This is a genomic window from Bifidobacterium myosotis, from assembly GCF_002259745.1.
GTDB classification, from domain to species: Bacteria; Actinomycetota; Actinomycetes; order Actinomycetales; family Bifidobacteriaceae; genus Bifidobacterium; species Bifidobacterium myosotis.
Genome location: NZ_MWWW01000030.1, coordinates 21,949 through 40,803 on the forward strand (window position 1 = coordinate 21,949; position 18,855 = coordinate 40,803).

At 60.7% G+C, this 18,855-nt stretch carries 16 protein-coding genes; 7 read left to right on the forward strand and 9 right to left on the reverse strand.

Annotated elements, in window-relative coordinates; all coding sequences use genetic code 11:
* Nucleotides 1-32: 32 nt before the first annotated feature.
* Nucleotides 33-3,371 carry a TOTE conflict system archaeo-eukaryotic primase domain-containing protein gene (locus tag BMYO_RS10640; RefSeq protein WP_094668439.1) on the reverse strand — a complete coding sequence of 1,113 codons (3,339 nt, stop codon included), beginning with the start codon at nucleotides 3,369-3,371 and terminating at the stop codon, nucleotides 33-35.
* A gap of 249 nt (nucleotides 3,372-3,620) precedes the next feature.
* Between BMYO_RS10640 and BMYO_RS10645 the strand changes: the two genes are divergently transcribed.
* The 3 genes from BMYO_RS10645 to BMYO_RS10655 all read left to right on the forward strand — a co-directional run bounded on the left by BMYO_RS10645 (nucleotide 3,621) and on the right by BMYO_RS10655 (nucleotide 5,884).
* Complete coding sequence (locus tag BMYO_RS10645; protein WP_094668440.1) at nucleotides 3,621-4,253, forward strand: GNAT family N-acetyltransferase; 633 nt, start codon at nucleotides 3,621-3,623, stop codon at nucleotides 4,251-4,253.
* Between the two features lie 155 nt (nucleotides 4,254-4,408).
* Nucleotides 4,409-4,660, forward strand: a complete 252-nt coding sequence (locus tag BMYO_RS10650; RefSeq protein WP_223847870.1) for a helix-turn-helix domain-containing protein — start codon at nucleotides 4,409-4,411, stop codon at nucleotides 4,658-4,660.
* Nucleotides 4,661-4,663: 3 nt separating this feature from the next.
* A complete protein-coding gene (locus tag BMYO_RS10655) occupies nucleotides 4,664-5,884 on the forward strand; it encodes a type II toxin-antitoxin system HipA family toxin (protein ID WP_094668441.1) in 1,221 nt (406 codons plus the stop codon).
* Nucleotides 5,885-6,244: 360 nt separating this feature from the next.
* On the opposite strand, the gene BMYO_RS10660 is transcribed toward BMYO_RS10655, so the two are convergent.
* Nucleotides 6,245-6,544: a DUF2316 family protein gene (locus BMYO_RS10660; RefSeq protein ID WP_094668442.1), complete on the reverse strand. Its 300-nt coding sequence runs from the start codon at nucleotides 6,542-6,544 to the stop codon at nucleotides 6,245-6,247.
* Nucleotides 6,545-6,821: 277 nt separating this feature from the next.
* Between BMYO_RS10660 and BMYO_RS10665 the strand changes: the two genes are divergently transcribed.
* Nucleotides 6,822-7,781: an aldo/keto reductase gene (locus tag BMYO_RS10665; RefSeq protein ID WP_094668443.1), complete on the forward strand. Its 960-nt coding sequence runs from the start codon at nucleotides 6,822-6,824 to the stop codon at nucleotides 7,779-7,781.
* Between the two features lie 32 nt (nucleotides 7,782-7,813).
* Here BMYO_RS10665 and BMYO_RS10670 read toward each other — a convergent pair whose 3' ends face one another.
* The gene (locus BMYO_RS10670) at nucleotides 7,814-8,308 is read right to left on the reverse strand and encodes a hypothetical protein (RefSeq protein WP_094668444.1); all 495 of its coding nucleotides are present in this window, start codon (nucleotides 8,306-8,308) and stop codon (nucleotides 7,814-7,816) included.
* A 214-nt stretch (nucleotides 8,309-8,522) separates the two neighbouring features.
* Here BMYO_RS10670 and BMYO_RS10675 point away from each other — a divergent pair, with 214 nt between their 5' ends.
* Complete coding sequence (locus tag BMYO_RS10675; RefSeq protein WP_094668445.1) at nucleotides 8,523-8,888, forward strand: YccF domain-containing protein; 366 nt, start codon at nucleotides 8,523-8,525, stop codon at nucleotides 8,886-8,888.
* A 295-nt stretch (nucleotides 8,889-9,183) separates the two neighbouring features.
* Here the strand turns inward: BMYO_RS10675 and BMYO_RS10680 are convergent, their stop codons facing one another.
* The 3 genes from BMYO_RS10680 to BMYO_RS10690 all read right to left on the reverse strand — a co-directional run bounded on the left by BMYO_RS10680 (nucleotide 9,184) and on the right by BMYO_RS10690 (nucleotide 12,038).
* Nucleotides 9,184-9,948 (reverse strand): TetR/AcrR family transcriptional regulator, encoded by a 765-nt coding sequence (locus BMYO_RS10680; protein WP_094668446.1) that lies wholly within the window; start codon nucleotides 9,946-9,948, stop codon nucleotides 9,184-9,186.
* Nucleotides 9,948-11,045 carry a hypothetical protein gene (locus tag BMYO_RS12250; protein ID WP_233428264.1) on the reverse strand — a complete coding sequence of 366 codons (1,098 nt, stop codon included), beginning with the start codon at nucleotides 11,043-11,045 and terminating at the stop codon, nucleotides 9,948-9,950. Before BMYO_RS12250 ends, BMYO_RS10680 begins: the two co-directional genes overlap by 1 nt.
* A 132-nt stretch (nucleotides 11,046-11,177) precedes the next feature.
* A complete protein-coding gene (locus BMYO_RS10690) occupies nucleotides 11,178-12,038 on the reverse strand; it encodes a DUF1287 domain-containing protein (RefSeq protein ID WP_169834141.1) in 861 nt (286 codons plus the stop codon).
* Between the two features lie 398 nt (nucleotides 12,039-12,436).
* On the opposite strand from BMYO_RS10690, the gene BMYO_RS10695 reads away from it, so the two are divergent.
* Nucleotides 12,437-13,861, forward strand: coding sequence for an amino acid permease (locus tag BMYO_RS10695; RefSeq protein WP_094668447.1), 1,425 nt, complete (start codon nucleotides 12,437-12,439; stop codon nucleotides 13,859-13,861).
* Between the two features lie 528 nt (nucleotides 13,862-14,389).
* Here the strand turns inward: BMYO_RS10695 and BMYO_RS10700 are convergent.
* The 3 genes from BMYO_RS10700 to hisF all read right to left on the reverse strand — a co-directional run bounded on the left by BMYO_RS10700 (nucleotide 14,390) and on the right by hisF (nucleotide 17,303).
* Nucleotides 14,390-15,946, reverse strand: coding sequence for an anthranilate synthase component I (locus BMYO_RS10700; protein ID WP_094668448.1), 1,557 nt, complete (start codon nucleotides 15,944-15,946; stop codon nucleotides 14,390-14,392).
* Nucleotides 15,947-16,076: 130 nt separating this feature from the next.
* A complete protein-coding gene (gene hisI, locus BMYO_RS10705) occupies nucleotides 16,077-16,472 on the reverse strand; it encodes a phosphoribosyl-AMP cyclohydrolase (protein ID WP_094668449.1) in 396 nt (131 codons plus the stop codon).
* A gap of 60 nt (nucleotides 16,473-16,532) precedes the next feature.
* Entirely contained in the window at nucleotides 16,533-17,303 is a 771-nt protein-coding gene (hisF, locus tag BMYO_RS10710; RefSeq protein ID WP_094668450.1) for an imidazole glycerol phosphate synthase subunit HisF, read from the reverse strand.
* A gap of 563 nt (nucleotides 17,304-17,866) precedes the next feature.
* On the opposite strand from hisF, the gene BMYO_RS10715 reads away from it, so the two are divergent.
* Complete coding sequence (locus tag BMYO_RS10715) at nucleotides 17,867-18,415, forward strand: type 1 glutamine amidotransferase domain-containing protein (RefSeq protein WP_094668451.1); 549 nt, start codon at nucleotides 17,867-17,869, stop codon at nucleotides 18,413-18,415.
* The last annotated feature ends 440 nt before the right edge of the window (nucleotides 18,416-18,855 follow it).

Here is an 18,855-nt window from a genome sequence, read left to right on the forward strand (position 1 = left end):
CAGTGGGTGACGGCGAGCGTATGTCCTGTTTCCTAGTGGAGGTTGGCGGCGACCGTGGCGTCGATGAACCGTAGCGAACAGTCGTCCGGCTTGGGGTTGCCCAACGGCTCGATGGTGCCGAACCAGACGAGGGCTTCGTCGAAGATGACAAATTCGCTGCAGGATTCGACGGCGTGCACCGTGCATCCCAGCGCGCGGAGCCTGTCCATGTTGCGTTCGGTGCGGGCGCGCGAGGCCGGTGTCGCCGTGGACGAGAGGCGTACGGTGACGTCGACTTTTACTCCCCTGCCGACCGCCTTGAGAATTACGTTGTCGACTTGTTTGATGGCGCGTTCCGATAGGTATCCGGCATGGATGGTCATCGTGTGCCCGCAATGATCGATGTCATCACGGAGCGTCTTGAGGAATCCCGCCGCGGTGATGACGGGCGTATCCTTGCCGGCATCCGTCTGCGTCAGACTCGCCTTGCGCTGCATCAACGCCTTCGTCTTGGCCTGTCGCATCGCGCAGGTCCGGTCCTCTTCGGACAGCAGTGGCTCATATCCTTGCGCCAAATATGCCTTCAATCGTTTGCGATACATGCCAGTGGCCATGGGCACGGTCACATCGATATAGTCGTAGACGCGTACCTCACGTTTGCCATCATTGTCTCGATGCAGTCGTCCCACGTATTGGGTGACGGCCGCTTCCACGGACACCGGAGCGGCGAGCAGAAGCGTATCGAGCCGTTTCTGGTCGAATCCTTCGCCGATATAGCTGCCAGTCGCCACGACGGCCAGACTCTCCTCTGGGGGAACATGGGCGAGCCTGTCTAGGTTGGCTTGTCTGGTTTTCTTCGGATCGGCGCCATAGAGAAGGATCACATGCGCGCATCCGCGTGTTCGTAGCCCATCGGCGAGCGCTTTGGCGTGTTCGATGCGTTTGGTGAGCAGAAGTGGCGTGCGGCCTTCGTCGATGATGTTCATGGCATCGTTGAGAATCATGGCGTTGCGTTCCTCATTGGCACATGCCGCTTCAAGATAGTCGTGATACGTGTATGGTTCGATGAGGTCGAGGTTGACGGGCGTGAATCGCGGAATGAACCGGCGTGTGAAGTGTTGCGAGGCCATCTGGTCTTTGACATCGACGGTGTGCCGTACCGGCCCGCATTGCATGACGGCTATGGGATGCATGCCGTCGTCACGTTTCAAGGTGCCGGTAAGTCCATAGACGTATTTGGCGGTGGCCGCTTGTGCGATTGCTTCGGTGTCGATGGAGGCGACGTGGTGGCATTCGTCGAAAATCACCATGCCGTAGTTCCTGACAAGGGCTTTGACGTGCTTGTCTCCGGGCACGTCGCCTTGTTCGAAGAGCGATTGCGCCAATGCGATGTCGATGATGCCGTTGGGTTCGTTACGTCCACTTCCGATCTGGCCGATGACGTTGCGTTGTCGTCGACTGATTCGTCCGGTTCTGGTTCGCAATGGCGGCAGTGTTGCTGTGACGTTGAGGAACTGTTCGAGCCGTTCCTTCCACTGACTGAGCAGCGCAGACGACCGTAATACAATCAACGTGCTGGTTTTGCGTTTGGCGATGAGATCGGCTGCTATCACGGTTTTACCGAAGCCAGTTGGCGCGATGAGGATGCCGTTGTCATGTGCGAGCAGGGCTTTTGCGGCGGAGATTTGCTGTTTGTTGAGTGTGCCGGTGAATTGTGCGCGTATGCGTTTGCCCGCATTGCGTTCGTCCGTGCAGGTCACTGTGTCTCCGGCCTCGCTCAGTAAGGTGGCCAGTGGATCTTTGCACCCACGAGGCAGTAGGATTGCGGCATCTGTTTCTTCGCCGCGATAGATAATGCGCGGCTTGTTGTACACGGGTTGGCGCATGGCCTGCGCTCGGTAGAAATCCGAATTGGCGAATGCTGCGAGTCGTCGTATCGCGTTGAGCGCGGGCGCCGTCATGCCGTTTTTCGGTATGACAAGCATATTGCGCTCGACGATATTGACGGTTTCGGGGACATCCGATGAGGTGAGCGTTCTGCGCTGTTTGGCGGAATGGTCCCCATCGAATCGGTCAAATATCGACTGCTGATAGGCGTTGTCATCCGGTCGCGTGTGCGTTGCGTCCGAATGTGCAGGGGATTTCTTGGCCAAAGATTCCGCAGGTGGTCCTTCCCGGTTGAGACTGCCCAGCGGTCCTTCCAACGTTGAGGACAGGGAAGCAATGGCATGCACTTGCTCGGGCGTGATTCGCCTGATTGAGGCCAGATATGCCCACTGGTCCGGATATGGCTCGAATCGTTCATCCACGAACACGCTGTTGCCTTTGTCCCTTGCCAAACGTTGCAGAGGCAGTGCGATTAGATTGCCGAAACCACCGGCGGGTAACGTGTTCTGATTGGGAAACATACGATCGTATGAGCGGAATGTGATGTGCACCAGATCGGACGCTTCGGTGAGCAATACGTCTCCCATACGCCGGGCTTGAGCGGCTTCGACCTGTTCGGTGAAGAACAGCCACAGGTGTCCTCCGTCACCGGAGCGTGAACGTTCCATGGCCGGCGTCAGACCATGCTGCTCGCAGATACGTCGGGTCGCCGTGATCTCATCGCGCCAGCCGGCGTCGTCGAAATCGATGGCCAGAAACCAGACCTTTGACTCCTTGGACATCGGGTACATGCCGACGACATTCGTCATCCTCATGTCTCGCTTGGTGAAATGCTCAAGCAATACCTGATCGGTCAGAGGCTTGCAGCGACGCTGATTCGGCGGGGTGGGCACCCTTTTGCCATTCGGCAATGTGGTCCATTCATTCCACGCTGCCGGCGCATATCCGACCTTGCCGGTTTTCTGAATCACGAATCCGTGCGCGTATACGTCGTCACGGCCACAGAACAGGGAACGGAATAATTGAATCTTCCGTTCAGGCGCACTGCGGGCATTGATTGACGACGATGACGACGATACCGATGCATCGGCTCGTTTGCCTTCAACGCTTTTCGAATCGTTTCCGCCGCGCGTGGATTCCATCCGTTGCAGCTCCTGCGCGTGGGTTCGGCGTTCATATTCGCATTTGCCAAGTCGCCAGTCGGCCTGTGACACGTACCGGATTCCACCCATGCCGATTCCTGTGGTAGAACCGCTTTTCATGTGTGATTCGTTCGCGCTGGCGCCTTTGCCGTCACGATGGCACAGTATTACCGCAGGCGCAGTTCCACCGGCATGTTCGATGACATCGTCAAGGACGAAAAGCTGATCAAACAGTACGGCATATTCCGGTTCAGCCATATCAGCCGCGCTCCTTTGACCGACGGATTCGTCTGTTACCCAACACGTTACCGTCGTGCCCAAACAACCGCCGACATTATCAGGACGGAACGGCCATTTCATCATTCGTGATGAATCCGCAATTCATGACCATCGCCAATGGATGTGAACATCTGTTGTTTCCCTATGACGCCCAGTGCAAAATATGCACAGTCGGCATCGGACGCGTCCTTGATGTGATGACGAAGTAGAGTCCCGCCTGCATCGAAGACGCTGGTACCATTTGTGTGATCGCAACCTGTCCTACCCTGAGACGCGTTCCGCACGCGACTCGGACAAACATAGGGTCAATTCACTCTGCAGAAAGGCATTGCAATGAAGAGCATCCAGACCGAACGACTGCTGCTGCGCCCTTGGAAGGCGGATGACGCAGCCGAGGCGGCCTCGCTGTTCCGGTACGCCTCAGACCCCGAGATCGGGCTCAGCTGCGGATGGCCGCCGCACACCAGCGTCGAGGGCAGCATGAACGACATCCGGGGCATCCTCGCCGTGGAGAACAACTGGGCCATTACGATCAAGGGCGGCGACGAGACCGGACCCGCCGCGGATAACGAGCCGGTGGGTAGCATCGCGCTCAAGCCCGTCAGTCATTACACCATCGACTCGGTGACCGCCGGTCCGGAGCTCGGCGGGAGCTACGACACGTATCTCGGCGGCAATGCACTGGAACTCGGCTATTGGATCGGACGTCCGTTCTGGGGCAAGGGATATATGCCCGAGGCGTTGCGTGCCGTGCTCGGGTACGCGTTCGACGATCTGCACGCGGAGGCGGTATGGGGCGGCCACTACCGCGAAAACACGCAATCCGGCCGTGTGATGGCCAAGTGCGGACTGACCGTCGTGACCGAATCGCAGCACGACTACTATCCGCTCATCGACCGTTACCATGACGACGTGTTCCGCATCATCACCGCCGACGAGTGGCGCAACGGCGCACCCGAACAATAAACGATGCCACTGATATCATCGGGATTCCCTGTTCTCTGGTTGCGAAGAATAACATGCAGTATACTATTGCTTATCCTCGTTTACATAGAAAATACTAATCGTAAAGAGACCGCATGAAATATGTGCCCACAACAGTGAGACGTGATTTGCGAATCATGGGGGAACGACTGTCTCAGCAGCGTCGTCTACTGTCGCTGACTGTCGCCGACGTGGCGCAACGCGCAGGAGTGAGCCCTACCACGGTGTCGAATCTCGAACAGGGAAAGCCGGTTCGCACCGACTCCTTGCTGAGCATTGCCCGCGTGCTTCAAATGGCGGATGCACTGGTATCGTCGTGTGACCCGTATTCGACCGACCTCGGCAGATTACGGGCCGGAGAGCAACTTCCCCAGCGGGTGAGGAGATAGATCATGTCGGCGAAAACCGTCGAGGCGACAGTCGCCGTCACATTGGAGAGTGGAGACGAGACTACGGCCGGGACCCTATACGCCACCGGGGATGACTTGTCATTCCGATATGACGTAGACTACATCCACCGACAGGATTCATTCGACCTGTTCCCATCCCTGCCGCGCTCACTGGCTCCGTTCTTCTTTTCAGGACTAGGACCGTTTTCGGATTCCGCCCCCGACCGTTGGGGACGCAAGATACTCGCCCGCAGTCTGAAGAGAATCCGCGTCAGCGAATCAGAATATCTGTTCGGCGTGAATGACCTGACCCGTCAGGGCGCCATACGGTACTGCATCGAGGGCAGGCCCGTGGCCGGCGATGAAGGAGTACCGGTCTTGGCCAATCTGCCGGAACTGCTGAACACCGCCGACGCCGTGGAACAGAATCGTGATGTCAGCGACGTCTCGCTGCGCAGACTTTACCGGGCGACTGGATCCTTGGGCGGCGCTCGCCCAAAGGCATCGGTGACAGATCAAGGTTCGCTGTGGCTCGCCAAATTCCCCAAACCCGACGGAGACGAATGGGACGTCATCGGCTGGGAGGCTGTCACGTTGGAAATCGCGCGTATGGCGAATATCGATGTGCCTGAGCATCAAACCTTGACCATCAAAGATACTGATGGACGCAATCGAACGGTTCTACTTACCAAACGGTTCGACAGGAGACCCGCGCCATCAGCGGAGGCTATGACCAGAATCCCCTATATGTCGGCGCTGACCGCATTGGAATCGTCGGATGGGGTTGGTGGGGATTGGCTTGATTTGGCGGAATTCACCCGACGTTCGGGAGGTGATACCGGTGAGTTGTGGCGTCGGGCCATGTTCGGCGCGGCTATCGGGAATCTGGACGATCATATGCGCAATCATGGGTATCTGCGGTGCGGCAATGGCTGGAAGCTGTCCCCCGCGTTCGATATGAATCCCGAACCGTATGATGCGGCGGTTCCGGATGTGCATCAAATAGCGCTTTTCGGCGACGCCGAAGTAAGTATGGGCAAACTGCTGGCCGATGATTGCCTTGAGTTGTTCGGCGTTAGCCGAAAATATGCGGAACAATGGTCCAAGACACTGCGATCCGCACTGTCTCAGGCAGTGCCTCGAGCCGCCATGCGCCGCATTGACGCCCAGTCCATCAGCCTAATGAGTGAACGTTTTTCTGCGGCGATTAGGTCGTTGGAATGACCAGCGGATTCATGAACGCAGCCGCTGTCCTGCTTGTCGACGGCTACTGTGACGTGTTCCGCATCATCACCGCCGACGAGTGGCTTTGCTTATGATGTGACCTTCGCTGAACGGTTTGTTTTGCTGCAATGAATGCGAGAATCGTATATCCGACATTCGATTGTCAGAACAGGGTCGGGGCCTCGGCTTGGGCCAGCGGCCGTATGATGTGGCGGCCGTATCGCCTGATGCTATTCGGCTTGGCAATCCAGGGTCGCAAGGTGACTCGTCTGCGCCGGATGCTGGGCGGCGCGCCTCAATATGGGATGGCTATGGATAATGGGATGGATATGGGATGCGCGCCGGCCTTCGGATGCCACCTCAGCTCAGTCGGTTCGCGTCGATGACCCGATCGTCGAGGAACCAGTAGTCGTGCGGGTCGCCGCGCAGGGCGGTGAACGGCACCAAGGTCACGCCGGCTGCGGCGGCCTTGTCCAGCAGGTATCCGCGCACGATCCACGGATACTCCAGCACTCCGGTGCGCAGGTCGATGATGCGTTCGATGGTCTGGCCGCTGACGCCGAAGTCCGCGCCGATCTGTTCGGCGGTCAGGCCCAACAGCCGCATGTTTTCGCGGAATTCGCGGATGGTGTTCGCGCGCTGTTCACTGGTCAATGACATGATTCCACTCCCCTCGCAACTACCCTCGTAACGATGACGCCTTCCACGATAGTCACATCCGAAAACGCTCAAAGACGCCCCGAACGTGCTTCGGCTGACGGCGAATGCCCGACGCATAGCGGCGACACGTCATGCCTGTCCGCCAAGAGCGGAACTGCTCGCAATCACATTCCCGCATGCCGTGTCGCGCGCGACAATAATCGAAGCCGCACCCTGAACCGTTGCTCCGGTCGAGGCGCGGTGACGATTCACTCAAGGACGACGAAAGGATGTCAACATGACCGATCAGCGAGTGAAGGTGGGCGACAGCGACCTGGAGGTGTTCCCGCTGGTACTGGGCGGCAACACGTTCGGCTGGACCAGCGACGAGGCGACCAGCCGTAAGGTGCTGGACGAGTACGTCGAGGCGGGTGGCAACTTCATCGATACCGCCGACGTGTATTCGGCATGGGCGCCGGGCAACGCGGGCGGCGAGTCCGAGATCATCCTCGGCCGCTGGCTGGCCGTGCGCGGCAACCGCGACGACGTGGTCATCGCCACCAAGGTGAGCGAGCACCCGCAGTACAAGGGCCTGTCGCACGACAACGTGATCGCCGCCGCGAACGAGTCGCTGCTGCGTCTCGGCGTGGACGCCATCGACCTGTACTACGCCCACTTCGACGACAAGAACACCCCGCTCGAGGAGACCGCCGCCGCATTCGACGAACTGGTCAAGGCCGGCAAGATCCGCGCGATCGGTCTGTCGAACTACACGGCCGACCGCATCGAGGAGTGGTTCTCCATCGCCCGCGAGCACGGCTACGCGCTGCCGGTCGCACTGGAACCGCACTACAACCTCGTGACCCGCGGCAACTACGAGCGCACGCTCGCCCCGGTGGCCGCACGCGAGAACCTCGCGGTGTTCCCTTACTTCTCCCTGGCCGCCGGCTTCCTGACCGGCAAGTACCGTTCCGCAGCCGACGCTGAAGGCAAGGCCCGCCAGGGCATGGTCGCCGACTACCTCAACGCTGACGGGTTCGCGCTCGTCGACGCGCTTGACGCGGTGGCCAAGGCGCACGATGCGCAGATCGCCACCGTGGCGCTGGCTTGGCTGCGCCACCGTCCGCAGGTCGCCGGCCCGATCGCCTCCGCCCGCACGCCCGAGCAGCTGCCCGCCCTGCTGGCTTCGGTCGCCCTTGACCTGACCGACGACGAGGTGGCCGCGCTCGACAAGGCGTCCGAACCGTTCGCCAAGTAATTGCCAGCGTTCGGATATAACGTGGACCGAAGTCACCCATTGCCGTGATCGACTTCGGTCCACGTCCGGCCGTCGTCGTTGAGCCGCAGGTACCAGGTCATCGATTGCGGACCGTCGGGCAGTGACGGGTCGCTGCCATCGCAGTCGAAATCGACGGTCGCCATGAATATGCGGTCCCGCCCATATTGTTGGTATGCGTCATACACGGACGACCAGTAGTCCGGCGATTCGCTTTTGGCCTTATCCTCCCAATCCAGCATCTCATCGGTCTTCGCCTCGTCGTAGGAGACCTTGCGCAGCGTGCAACCGGTGATCGTGGAGAACGATTGCGCGACGGTCCTGCCGGCGGCGTCGAGCTGCGCCTTGGAGAACCGGGTGGAGGTCGAATAGGAGTACTGGACATGCGACGTGTCGGCGGGACGATGCATCCACCATCGCGCGAATACGCATATCGCGACCACCAGTATCACCGTGACGATTGCGATGATGATTCCGTATCGATAACCCTGCCTGTCCTCGGACACCATTGCCGGATTCCCTTCCGAGCGTCAGCCTACATGTGCTTATATGCCAATCATAGATTTGGCCATACCGAGACGTTCTGTCGCCTGATGGCAACAGCGCCGACCGGATTCCGGGGTCGGTTCCGGGAAGTCCCTGATGATCCGGGACGCGGTCGTTTGCGATACTGTGATGATGTCTGCAAACAGGTTGTCTGCAAACAATGGAAAGGGGAATGATATGCGACTCATCGGCAATATTCTGTGGATCATTCTGGGCGGCATCGAAATCGCCATCGGCTGGGCCCTCGTGGGCCTTGTCCTGTGCGTCACGATTATCGGCATCCCGCTGGGCATCCAGTCGTTCAAGATGGCCGGACTTACGTTAGTGCCGTTCGGCAAGACGGTGCGGTACGGCGGCGGGGTCGGTTCCACGCTCGCCAATATCGTATGGGTTGTGCTGGTCGGCGTATGGATGGCGATCGGCTATGTGCTTGCCGGCGTGATCAACTGCGTGACCATCATCGGCATCCCGTTCGGCATCCAGTCGTTCAAGATGGCCAAGCTCGCGCTCTGGCCGTTCGGTGCACAGATCGACAATCTGTGACGGCTGTTGCGCGAATTTCCATATGAATATCACTTTCATATGGAATTTTTTTGCACTCATTTTCGTATGATAGTGACGCACATATGAAAATACTCAAGGGTTGACGACCTTACACGCATGCCGTCGGCGCGGAGGGTGTTGGGTGGCCGCTGCGAAGGCAATCTTTTTCAAATGTGAGTGACTTTCATATTGAAATCACCTATGCCGGCTCCATTAAACCGCGCCTTTCAGATGCCGGCTCATGAGTGGACCTATCTGCCTTTCACAGCGTGGACGTATTCGATTCCGCCCGCGACTACCAGGCCAATGCGTCCACCGATTCGGAAACCACGGCGGTGAGTTCGTCGATGTCGGCCGAACCGGTGACATCGCATCGACGCGACCATTCGAACAGGGTTTCGATGGTGCAGCCGACGATGACGGATATCTCCATGCGTACGCGGAAACCGGAGCCATGATCGTCCGAATCATGTCGGATGGTAGTCCCCATTACGGCGCCGTCTGATCCGGCTCCCATAGCGGCACCATCGTCCGCATCCGCACCGGTACCATCGCCCCGTGCGCCATCCCACATCCCAACAATGGCGTCCACCCAACGTGGGATACGTGCGTAGAGCGCGGCGGTCAGCCCGGCATCCGACCGCACGATGCGCAGCCGGGCCGCCAGCCCGTCCAGCTGGTCCTGCTCGACCGCACCCAGCACATGGGGAATCATACGCCGTACGACATCGATTGGCGACTCACCGTCACCCCGCTCCCCCACCGCGCGCTGCAGCATGCCCAGCAGTTCCCCATCGGCCGGGAAGCCGATGACGAGATCCTCCTTGGTCGGGAAATACCGGAACAACGTAATCTGTGACATGCCCGCCTCGGCCGCGATGCGCTGCGTGGTGACCGAGGCATAACCCTCGTCGTCGAAAAGCCGCAGTGCGGTCTCAAGGATGGTCCTGCGTGTGGCGATCTTCTTGCGCTGCTGCCAACGGGTACGAGCCACGGCGGCTTTGACCGACACGCCACGACGGTCGTCCGGCGACTTCCTACCCGTCTGAGCGTCGCCCATCACTGCAGCGCCTTGATAAGCGCCTGCATGGCGTCATTGTTGGGCAGTTCGGATACATTGGTGACCTGATCGGTCACGCCGTTCACCCCGAACCGGGAGATGGGGTCGCTGCCCAGATAGTCCACCGATCGGAAGCCGTGCCGCCGCCACGCGAGCTGCTGCACGTCCTTCGACTTCAGCAGATCAAGCAGTTTCTCCCCGTTGGCATCCAAGGCCATCAGCGTATGCGTGCTCCAGACGGTCGGCGTCGGGTAGGCGACCACGATGTCGTCCTTGACCTGGGCAAACGCGTCCGGATTGTTGACGGCCAAATCGAGAATCTGCGACTCATAGCCGACGGTCATCGGTTTGGAGCCCACGCCGAGCGTGAGGAACTGGCTGAACGAATCCTCGGAGCTGGTCTCCATCCATCCCGATTTGGCGAACAGACGCTTCACGGTCGCGCCGTCGCGCGCCACGGAATCCACGGTAGCTGGCGTGCCACCGTTGAGCACGGTGGCGATGAGCGCCGCGTACTCGTTGCCCGAATTCGATTGCACGGGGTCAGTTGAGTCGATGCGGAACTGGCCATACCCGGCCGCATACCCCACATCGGTCCACGATTTATCGGCGACCATCGCATCCACGGCCTTGGCCATATCCAACCGGTAGACGCCGGATTCGTCCTTGGTCATGAGTCCGCCGGCGACCAGCCCCTCGGCCACGGCGCGATGCGTATAGACGACAATCGGGGAATTGAAGACGATGTCCTGCCTCGTGGCCTTCACGCCCTTGGACTTGCCGTATTCGACGGCCGTGCGCGAGGAGGGGAACAGGTAGTCGAGGCCCTTACGGTCGGCGTCCATCATCGCGAGGCTCCCCGCCTTGCGGTAGTTCACGTCGAGGCCGGCTTTGGTCGCCAATGCCTTGAATTCGTCGTCATCGAACAGACCGATCTTCTCGCCGCCCAGATAGCCGTCCACCTTCACTGCCTGCACCGGCTCCGCAGGCTTGGGCTGAGACGAGCGCCACACCACCACGCCGAGCACAACGGCCACCGCCACGAGCAGTGCGATGAGACCAATCACCTTCGTGGGCCAACGATGCTGGGTTTCCATCGGCTATGGACCTTTCCTCTTGCTGGGTGCCGCGTGGATGCGGTGCCTTGGACGCCGTGACAACGCCCGGACGGCACTGTAGTTCCACTTTCATTGTATGCTCCGGCGCTACGATTTCGCGGTCTCCCGCCACTAGCGCCAGGCTCTGAGCACGTCGGTGGGCACCTTCGAGGCGTCGAAACGATAGTGGCCGGTGACCGCTATGTGCTTGCGGAAGGCGAAATAGTCGTTTTCGCGCTGGTTTTGGGCCATGTTGTGCAGCACGTACGTCGTACCGGATGCGTCACGTCTGTCCGAAATCACGCCGATGTGCCGGGTGTGCTCGAACACCACGATGTCACCGCCCTGCCATGCGGCCCTGTCCGTGATATCCGTGGTGAGCGTCTGGCCGTACTTTGCGAAGAACACGTCGAGCACACCGGTGCGCCGGAAGTCGATGTTGGGGTCCGGATTCGGGGAGACCGCGGCGTAGTCGGCCGGATGGGCCGCGATATCGGCGTCCACCATGGCCTTGAGATCATACCCGGCCTCGCGGAACGCCCTCCACATCAGATCCGTGCAGGCGCCGCGGTCGTTCGGCGGGTAGCCGCCCTGATAGTAGTCGTCGTCATAGGTCGGCTTGGCTTCGGCGTCCTTGCGTGCGCCCGCGACGATGTCTGCGTAGTCATCCTTGCCATTGCCGTTGAAGTCGGTCGGGCTGGCCGTGTGGGGATACCGGCGGTTCGCCTCGTCGGCAGTCATAACCGACCCGGAATCCGAGTTTTGGCTGCCACTGGTGCCGCCGGAGAGCGCCGCCTGCGTCTCGGCCGCCTTCCCCATCATGGCGCCAGCCATATGGCGCCACGGTACCCCCGCCATACGCAGGACGGCAAGCGCGCCGCCGACGACCATAACCACCACCAGGACAGCGGCGACGGACGCTCCAAGCCATCGCGCCTTGCGATCGGTCTCCCGTTCTCGTGCCGCATTGGATTCGGTCAGATGCCGTGCCATGCCGCCATGCCTCCAATCAGTGGGACGATTCGTCGCCAACCATCCCTGATAGGCCAATCACTGCGTGCTGATTCATCAGTGCCGTTCCGCAACGTGACCATACCGGCGCCGCCGATCCAGGAACCGCTCCGGACAGCCGGTCAGGTTGCGAACCATTCCGACCGTTGCCGCGGATTCGTCCACCCTGCGGGACGCCGCTGCAACGGGCTTCCCACATTCGATTCCGTACGATAGCCGACCGACACCACGGACCAGGCCATCATACGGTTTTCCTGTACGGTTTCCTTACTCCTACTGCCATGTTCCCGCCGAGTCGCCCGAACCATCCGGCCGACCGGTATCATTGGTTCGGCACAAGAACGGCCAATGGATATAGACAACCAAAAGGAGCTCCGAATATGGCGGATGCCGGAGAAGGCAATACCAGCGGAACGGATGGGCAGCGTGGCCAAAGCGGTCTCGAACGCAAGATGGAGTCACGCCATCTGACCATGATCTCCTTGGGAGGTGTGATCGGCACCGGATTGTTCGTCAGTTCCGGCTACACCATCCATCAGGCCGGACCGCTCGGCGCGATTCTGGCCTACGCGGTAGGCTCGCTACTCGTCTACTGCGTGATGGTCTCGCTCGGCGAGCTGTCCGTGGCCATGCCATACGCCGGCAGCTTCCACATGTACGCCAAGCGGTTCATCGGCCCCGGCACCGCATTCACCATCGCCATCCTGTACTGGCTTAATTGGGCGGTGGCGCTCGCCAGCGAGTTCACGGCGGCCGGATTGCTCATGCAACGATGGTTCCCGGATTCGCCGGCATGGGTGTGGTCGGCCGTGTTCATCGCGGTGGTGTTCGCGCTGAACATCATGTCGGTGCGACTGTACGGCGAGGCGGAGTTCTGGTTCGCCTCCATCAAGGTGCTGGCGATTGTGGCGTTCATCGTCGTCGGCCTGCTGGCGATCTTCGGTGCGATTCCCATCACCGGATACGACCACGCGCCACTGTTCGGCAACTTCAATGCCGACGGCTGGTTCCCGAACGGCTTCGCGCCAGTGTTCTCCACGCTGCTCACGGTGGTGTTCGCGTTCTCCGGCACCGAGGTGGTCGGCGTGGCCGCCGGTGAGACGAAGGACCCCTCGCGTGCGATCCCGAAAGCCGTGCACACCACGGTGTTCCGCCTGGCCCTGTTCTTCATCGGGTCCATCGCGGTGATGTCCGCTTTGATCCCGTGGCATCAGGCTGGCGTGGAGACCAGCCCGTTCGTGCTGGTGTTCCAGTCGATCGGCATGCCGTTCGCCGGCGACATCATGAACTTCGTGGTACTCACGGCCGTGCTTTCCGCCGCGAACTCCGGCCTGTACGTGTGCTCGCGCATGGTGTGGTCGCTGGCCAAGGAGCAACTGATTCCGGCCCGGTTCGCCAAGACGAACTTCCACGGCGTGCCCGTGTGGGCGGTGCTGTTCAGCATGGCCGGCTCGCTGCTCGCCCTGCTTTCCTCCGTGATCGCCGCATCCACCGTGTATCTCGTGCTGGTGGCCGTCTCGGGTCTCGCCACGCTGGTGGTGTGGTTCTCCGTATGTGTATGCCATATCCGGTTCCGCCGTGAATGGGTGCGTTCCGGGCACAGTACCGACGAATTGGGGTACCGGGCGCCCGGATATCCGGTGCTGCCCTGGCTCGCCATGGCGATGTGCGTCGGCGCGCTCGTGCTTGTGGTGCTGGATGACACGCAGCGTTCCACGCTCTACTGCATGATTCCGTTCGTCGCCTGCTGCTATGGCGGATACTACCTACTCGAACGTAGCCGCAAGCACGGGAAACGAGACTGACCGGGCGCAACAAGGGTCTGCCCGGCCTGACTTCCCCTACAGGAATTCGTATCTGCTTTGCAAGGGGTACATTGACACTGTTCCGGAAAGGTATCCGCTTTGCAAGGGGTACCTCAACTGCGAATTGGCGAATATACTCCTTGCAATATCAAGGGCGATAGTCTGAATACAACGGCTAAGGTACCCCTTGCAAAGCAGATACCTTTTCGCAACGCCCGAAATGTACCCCTTACAACCGAGATACCCTTCCTCGGGCACATCAGATGTGGCGTTACCGACCTTGTGGACCTTCCCGTTTGCTGCAATACTTCAGCGCGTGTCATTCCGAACTCGTTGGAGAATCTTCGCGCCGCCAGCACCAATGGAAAAACGGTACATCTACATACTTCACTGCGCATGGGCGGTCGCCAAACGCCATAGCCGGAATATCCGTGAATAACGGCCACTTTCGAACGGCAATGAATGAGCCTTCCTGCGCAATTCGCATTGCGACAGGAAGGCTCATCTTCTCAGTAGGTGATGTACCGTTTACAGTTCGCGCAGCTGGGCGGCGATCTGGACGGCTTCGACGCTGGCCTCGGCCTTGTTGCGGGTCTCCTGCCACTCGTTGGCCGGCACGGAGTCAAGCACGATGCCGGCACCGGCCTGCACGCTCGCCTCATGGTCGCGCAGGAACGCGGTACGGATGGCGATGGCCATATCCATGTTGCCGGAGAAATCGAAGTAGCCGACGGTACCGCCGTAGATGCCGCGATCGGCCGGCTCCAACTCGTCGATGATCTCCACCGCGCGCGGCTTGGGCGCGCCGGAGAGCGTACCGGCGGGGAACGCGGACTTGAACACGTCGAAGGCGGTCAGCGAGGGGTCGACCTGGCCGGTGACGGTCGAGCAGATATGCATGATGTGGCTGAAACGCTTGATGTCCATGAGCTGTACGACCTCCACGGACTGCGGCACGCACACCTTGCTCAAGTCGTTGCGGGCCAGATCCACGAGCATGATGTGCTCGCTGCGCTCCTTCGGATCGGCGAGCAGTTCCTTGGCGAGCTTCGCGTCCTCTTCGGGCGTGGCGCCGCGCGGGCGGGAGCCGGCGATCGGGAAGGTCATCGCGTGGCCGTTATCCACCTTGATGAGAGTCTCCGGGCTGGAGCCGATGACGTTGAAGTCACGGCCCTGCGCGTCGGTGAGCGCCATGAAGTACATGTACGGGCTCGGGTTGAGCGTGCGCAGCACACGATAGACGTCGAACGGGTCGGCCGGCGAATCGATGTCGAGACGCTGGGAGATGACCACCTGGAACACGTCGCCGTCCACGATGTGACGCTTGGCTTCCTCCACGGCGTGCTCGTAGTGGCTTTTCTCGGTGCGGAAGCGCAGCTCGGGCTGCTTGACCGACTCGTCGAGCACGTTGACACGCGCCTCGCCCTCGGTGGGGGTGGCGGCGTCGCGCTGCATGCGATCCAGTCGGGCCACGGCCTCGTCATAGGCGCCGTCCGCACGGGTGGGCTTGTCATCCACGTTCACGGCGTTGGCGATGAGCCACACGGACCCGGAGACGTGATCCACCACGGCGATATCGGTGGCGAGGGCAAGCACGGTCTCCGGCTGGCCGGTCTCATTCGGCGCCTCGGCACGCAACGTGGGCTCCCAATGGCGGATGGCGTCCCAGCCGACCGTGCCGACCAAACCGGAGGTCAGGTTCGGAAGGCCCTCCACATGCGGGGCTTTGAGCGTCTTCAGCGTGGCGTGCGCGACCTCGATGACGTCGCCCTTGGTGGGTACTCCGGCCGGCACCGTGCCGATCCAGTCGGCCTTGCCATCGTTGGAGCGCAGCTGGGCCATCGAGTTGACGCCGATGAAGCTGTATCGGCTCCACGAACCGCCGAATTCCGCCGATTCTAGGATGAACGTGCCGGAGCGTCCGCCGGCGAGCCGCTCATAGAAGCCGACCGGGGTCAGGGAGTCGGCGAGTAGCCGGCGCACGATGGGGACCACGCGGTATCCCTTGTCGGCGAGCTCATGGAACTGCTCACGACTGGGCCAGGTGGCTCCCCACTTCAGATGCTTGACGCTGCATTCGCTCATTGTTGCTCCTTGACAGATATATCCCGATCCACACATGATTCCTGTAATAAACTACCCCTCAATCACGGTTCACGCGACCACGCCTCATAACAGTGGAGCTGGAGGAGGCTGTTGCGAGAGGCTGCAGAGTCTACTGCTCGGCCGTACGATGTCCCTCGACCACGGGCAGCGGACCTCCCTCGAGGAAGCAGCTGCGCTTGCCCGTGTGGCAGGCGGCGCCGACCTGATCGACCTCGACCAGCAGCGCATCGCCGTCGCAGTCAAGGGACACGCCCTTGACGTACTGCACATGGCCGGAGGTGTCGCCCTTGCGCCAGTATTCCTGACGGGAGCGGGACCAGAACGTCACCCGCCCGGTGGTGAGCGTGCGGCGCAACGCCTCGTCGTTCATGTAGCCGACCATCAGCACCTCACGGGTGTCGTATTGCTGGATGACGGCCGCGACCAGTCCTTTGGCGTCGTGCTTCAGACGCGCGGCGATGCGGGGGTCGAGTTCGGTTGAGTTATCGTATGCGGTTTCTGTCATTATCCTTGTCCGTCTGTCTGCTGTGCTGCGTTCAACGTGCTGTTGCCGTGTGACGCGTTCCTAGCGCACGGTGTAGCCGTGCTTCTTCAGCTCGGCCTTCACGTCGGCGATGGTCATGATGCCGTAATGGAACACGGATGCGGCCAATACCGCGTCCGCGCCGGCTTCGATGGCCGGCGGGAAGTCTTCCACCTTGCCGGCGCCGCCGGAGGCGATGATCGGAATCCTGACCTCCTTGCGCACCGCGCGAATCATCTCCAGATCGAAACCTTCCTGCGTGCCGTCGGCGTCCATGGAGTTGAGCAGAATCTCGCCGGCGCCCAGCTGTTCGGCGCGCTTGACCCACCAAATCGCATCGATGCCGGTGGATTTGCGCCCGCCCATCGTGGTGACCTCGAAGCCGGACTGCGTGTGCTGCTCGCCCTTCTCGCGTCGGGCGTCCACGGAAAGCACCAGCACCTGGTTGCCGAACCGGTCGGCCACCCGGCTGATCAGCGAGGGGTCGTTGATGGCGGCGGTGTTGACGCCCACCTTATCCGCGCCGCAGCGCAGCAGGGAATCCACATCCTCGGGCGTGCGCACGCCGCCGCCGACAGTCATCGGGATGAACACCTGCTCGGCGGTGCGGGAGACCACGTCGATCATCGTACCGCGATGGGAGCTGGACGCGGTCACATCCAGGAAGGTGATCTCATCGGCGCCCTGACGGTAGTATTCGGCGGCCAGTTCCACGGGGTCGCCGGCATCCCTCAGATTCTCGAAATGGACGCCCTTCACCACACGACCTGCGTCAACGTCCAGGCACGGGATGACTCGTACCGCCAACGACATGCTTCACTCCCCTGTTCGGCTTTGCATTACAGCCTTCAGAGTACCTACCGCCCGTTACATGAACGAGACATGGTTCTGGAATATGAGAATCCATGGTCTGTCTCACCGATTGATTGAGGATTTTGGCTTCTGTCTCTCCCCAGTCAGCTTCGCTACCAGCCCGTTCTGCAATTAAGGACGCACTGCGTGCGAGGCATACTGGCTCGCCTGTCGGCTCGCACGTTGCCTGCAATAGCTCCGCTGTTTGCTTCACGGCAACGTTACGTCAGAGGGGGCCGATGCCACTAGACAATTACGAGACAGACCACTAGTATGCCGCGTCATTAATTCGTTGATTATATTTTTGGCTTCCCTTGTTAGGGGAACCGGCCCGCGAAGCGAGTCTGAGGGGTAGGGAATTAATAAACGAATTTCTGACGTGGCATACTAGAGGGGACCAATACCACTCAGGGAATCGCAAGACGGAACACCAGCCGTTGCAATCCACGCGGAGCGGCCGCGGATATGGGAGAATGTGCCGTGGAATACACCATTCCCTATCACGTCCTATCAAGGAGGATGCCATGGCTGTGGAGAACAGTAAGGTACTGATCATCGTCAACAATTGGGGTATCGAGGAGACCGAGCTCACCCGCCCGCTGCGCGACCTCAAGGCGGCCGGCGCCGAGGTGACGCTGGCCGCCACTACGCTCGACCCGTGCGAGACCGTGCAGCACGACCGCTACGAGGGTGAGACGCTCACCCCGGATTCCCTGCTTTCGGATGTGCAGGCGGCCGACTACGACCTGCTGGTCGTGCCCGGCGGCACCTGCAACGTGGACCGTATCCGTGTGAACGAGGATGCGATTGCGCTGGCGCAGGAGTTCGCGCACGAGGGCAAGCCGATCGCCGCGATCTGCCATGGCGCGTGGCTGCTGGTGAACGCCGAACTCATCGCCGGCAAGACCGCCGCCCCCTGCCGCTACATCGCCGCCGACATCGAGAACGCCGGTGGACACTATGTGGACGAGCAGGTCCACATCGACGATGCGAACGGCTTCACGCTCATCACTTCGCGCAAGCCCGACGATCTCGACTACTTCGTCGGGGCCATCAAGGATGCGTTGAAGTAACAAATACTCTGCGTCAGGAATTTGTTGACGAATTCACTACCCCTCAGACCTGCTTCGCGGGCCAGCTCGTCCTGCAATTATGGACGTACTCCGCGCGCAGTCAGCTGGCTCGCCTGCCGGCTCGCACGTTGCCTACAAACAGCTCCGCTGTTTGCTTCACGGCAACGGCCCCGCAATTTCGGACGCGCTCCGCGCGTGCTCCGCTGGCTCGCCTGCCGGCTCGCACGTTGCCTACAAACAGCTCCGCTGTTTGCTTCACGGCAACGGCCCCGCAATTTCGGACGCGCTCCGCGCGTGTTCCGCTGGCTCGCCTGCCGGCTCGCACGTTGCCTACAAACAGCTCCGCTGTTTGCTTCACGGCAACGTCCGTCAGAGGGACCGATGCCACTTAGATAATTACGAGACGGACCACTGGCGTAAGACGCAAAAAAGCCCCTCTT

Coding starts and splice junctions, on each gene's coding strand:
- BMYO_RS10640 (WP_094668439.1), bottom strand. CDS start 3,371: ATGATGAAATGGCCGTTCCGTCCTGATAATGTCGGCGGTTGTTTGGGC.
- BMYO_RS10645 (WP_094668440.1), top strand. CDS start 3,621: ATGAAGAGCATCCAGACCGAACGACTGCTGCTGCGCCCTTGGAAGGCG.
- BMYO_RS10650 (WP_223847870.1), top strand. CDS start 4,409: ATGGGGGAACGACTGTCTCAGCAGCGTCGTCTACTGTCGCTGACTGTC.
- BMYO_RS10655 (WP_094668441.1), top strand. CDS start 4,664: ATGTCGGCGAAAACCGTCGAGGCGACAGTCGCCGTCACATTGGAGAGT.
- BMYO_RS10660 (WP_094668442.1), bottom strand. CDS start 6,544: ATGTCATTGACCAGTGAACAGCGCGCGAACACCATCCGCGAATTCCGC.
- BMYO_RS10665 (WP_094668443.1), top strand. CDS start 6,822: ATGACCGATCAGCGAGTGAAGGTGGGCGACAGCGACCTGGAGGTGTTC.
- BMYO_RS10670 (WP_094668444.1), bottom strand. CDS start 8,308: ATGGTGTCCGAGGACAGGCAGGGTTATCGATACGGAATCATCATCGCA.
- BMYO_RS10675 (WP_094668445.1), top strand. CDS start 8,523: ATGCGACTCATCGGCAATATTCTGTGGATCATTCTGGGCGGCATCGAA.
- BMYO_RS10680 (WP_094668446.1), bottom strand. CDS start 9,948: ATGGGCGACGCTCAGACGGGTAGGAAGTCGCCGGACGACCGTCGTGGC.
- BMYO_RS12250 (WP_233428264.1), bottom strand. CDS start 11,045: ATGGAAACCCAGCATCGTTGGCCCACGAAGGTGATTGGTCTCATCGCA.
- BMYO_RS10690 (WP_169834141.1), bottom strand. CDS start 12,038: ATGGCACGGCATCTGACCGAATCCAATGCGGCACGAGAACGGGAGACC.
- BMYO_RS10695 (WP_094668447.1), top strand. CDS start 12,437: ATGGCGGATGCCGGAGAAGGCAATACCAGCGGAACGGATGGGCAGCGT.
- BMYO_RS10700 (WP_094668448.1), bottom strand. CDS start 15,946: ATGAGCGAATGCAGCGTCAAGCATCTGAAGTGGGGAGCCACCTGGCCC.
- hisI (WP_094668449.1), bottom strand. CDS start 16,472: ATGACAGAAACCGCATACGATAACTCAACCGAACTCGACCCCCGCATC.
- hisF (WP_094668450.1), bottom strand. CDS start 17,303: ATGTCGTTGGCGGTACGAGTCATCCCGTGCCTGGACGTTGACGCAGGT.
- BMYO_RS10715 (WP_094668451.1), top strand. CDS start 17,867: ATGGCTGTGGAGAACAGTAAGGTACTGATCATCGTCAACAATTGGGGT.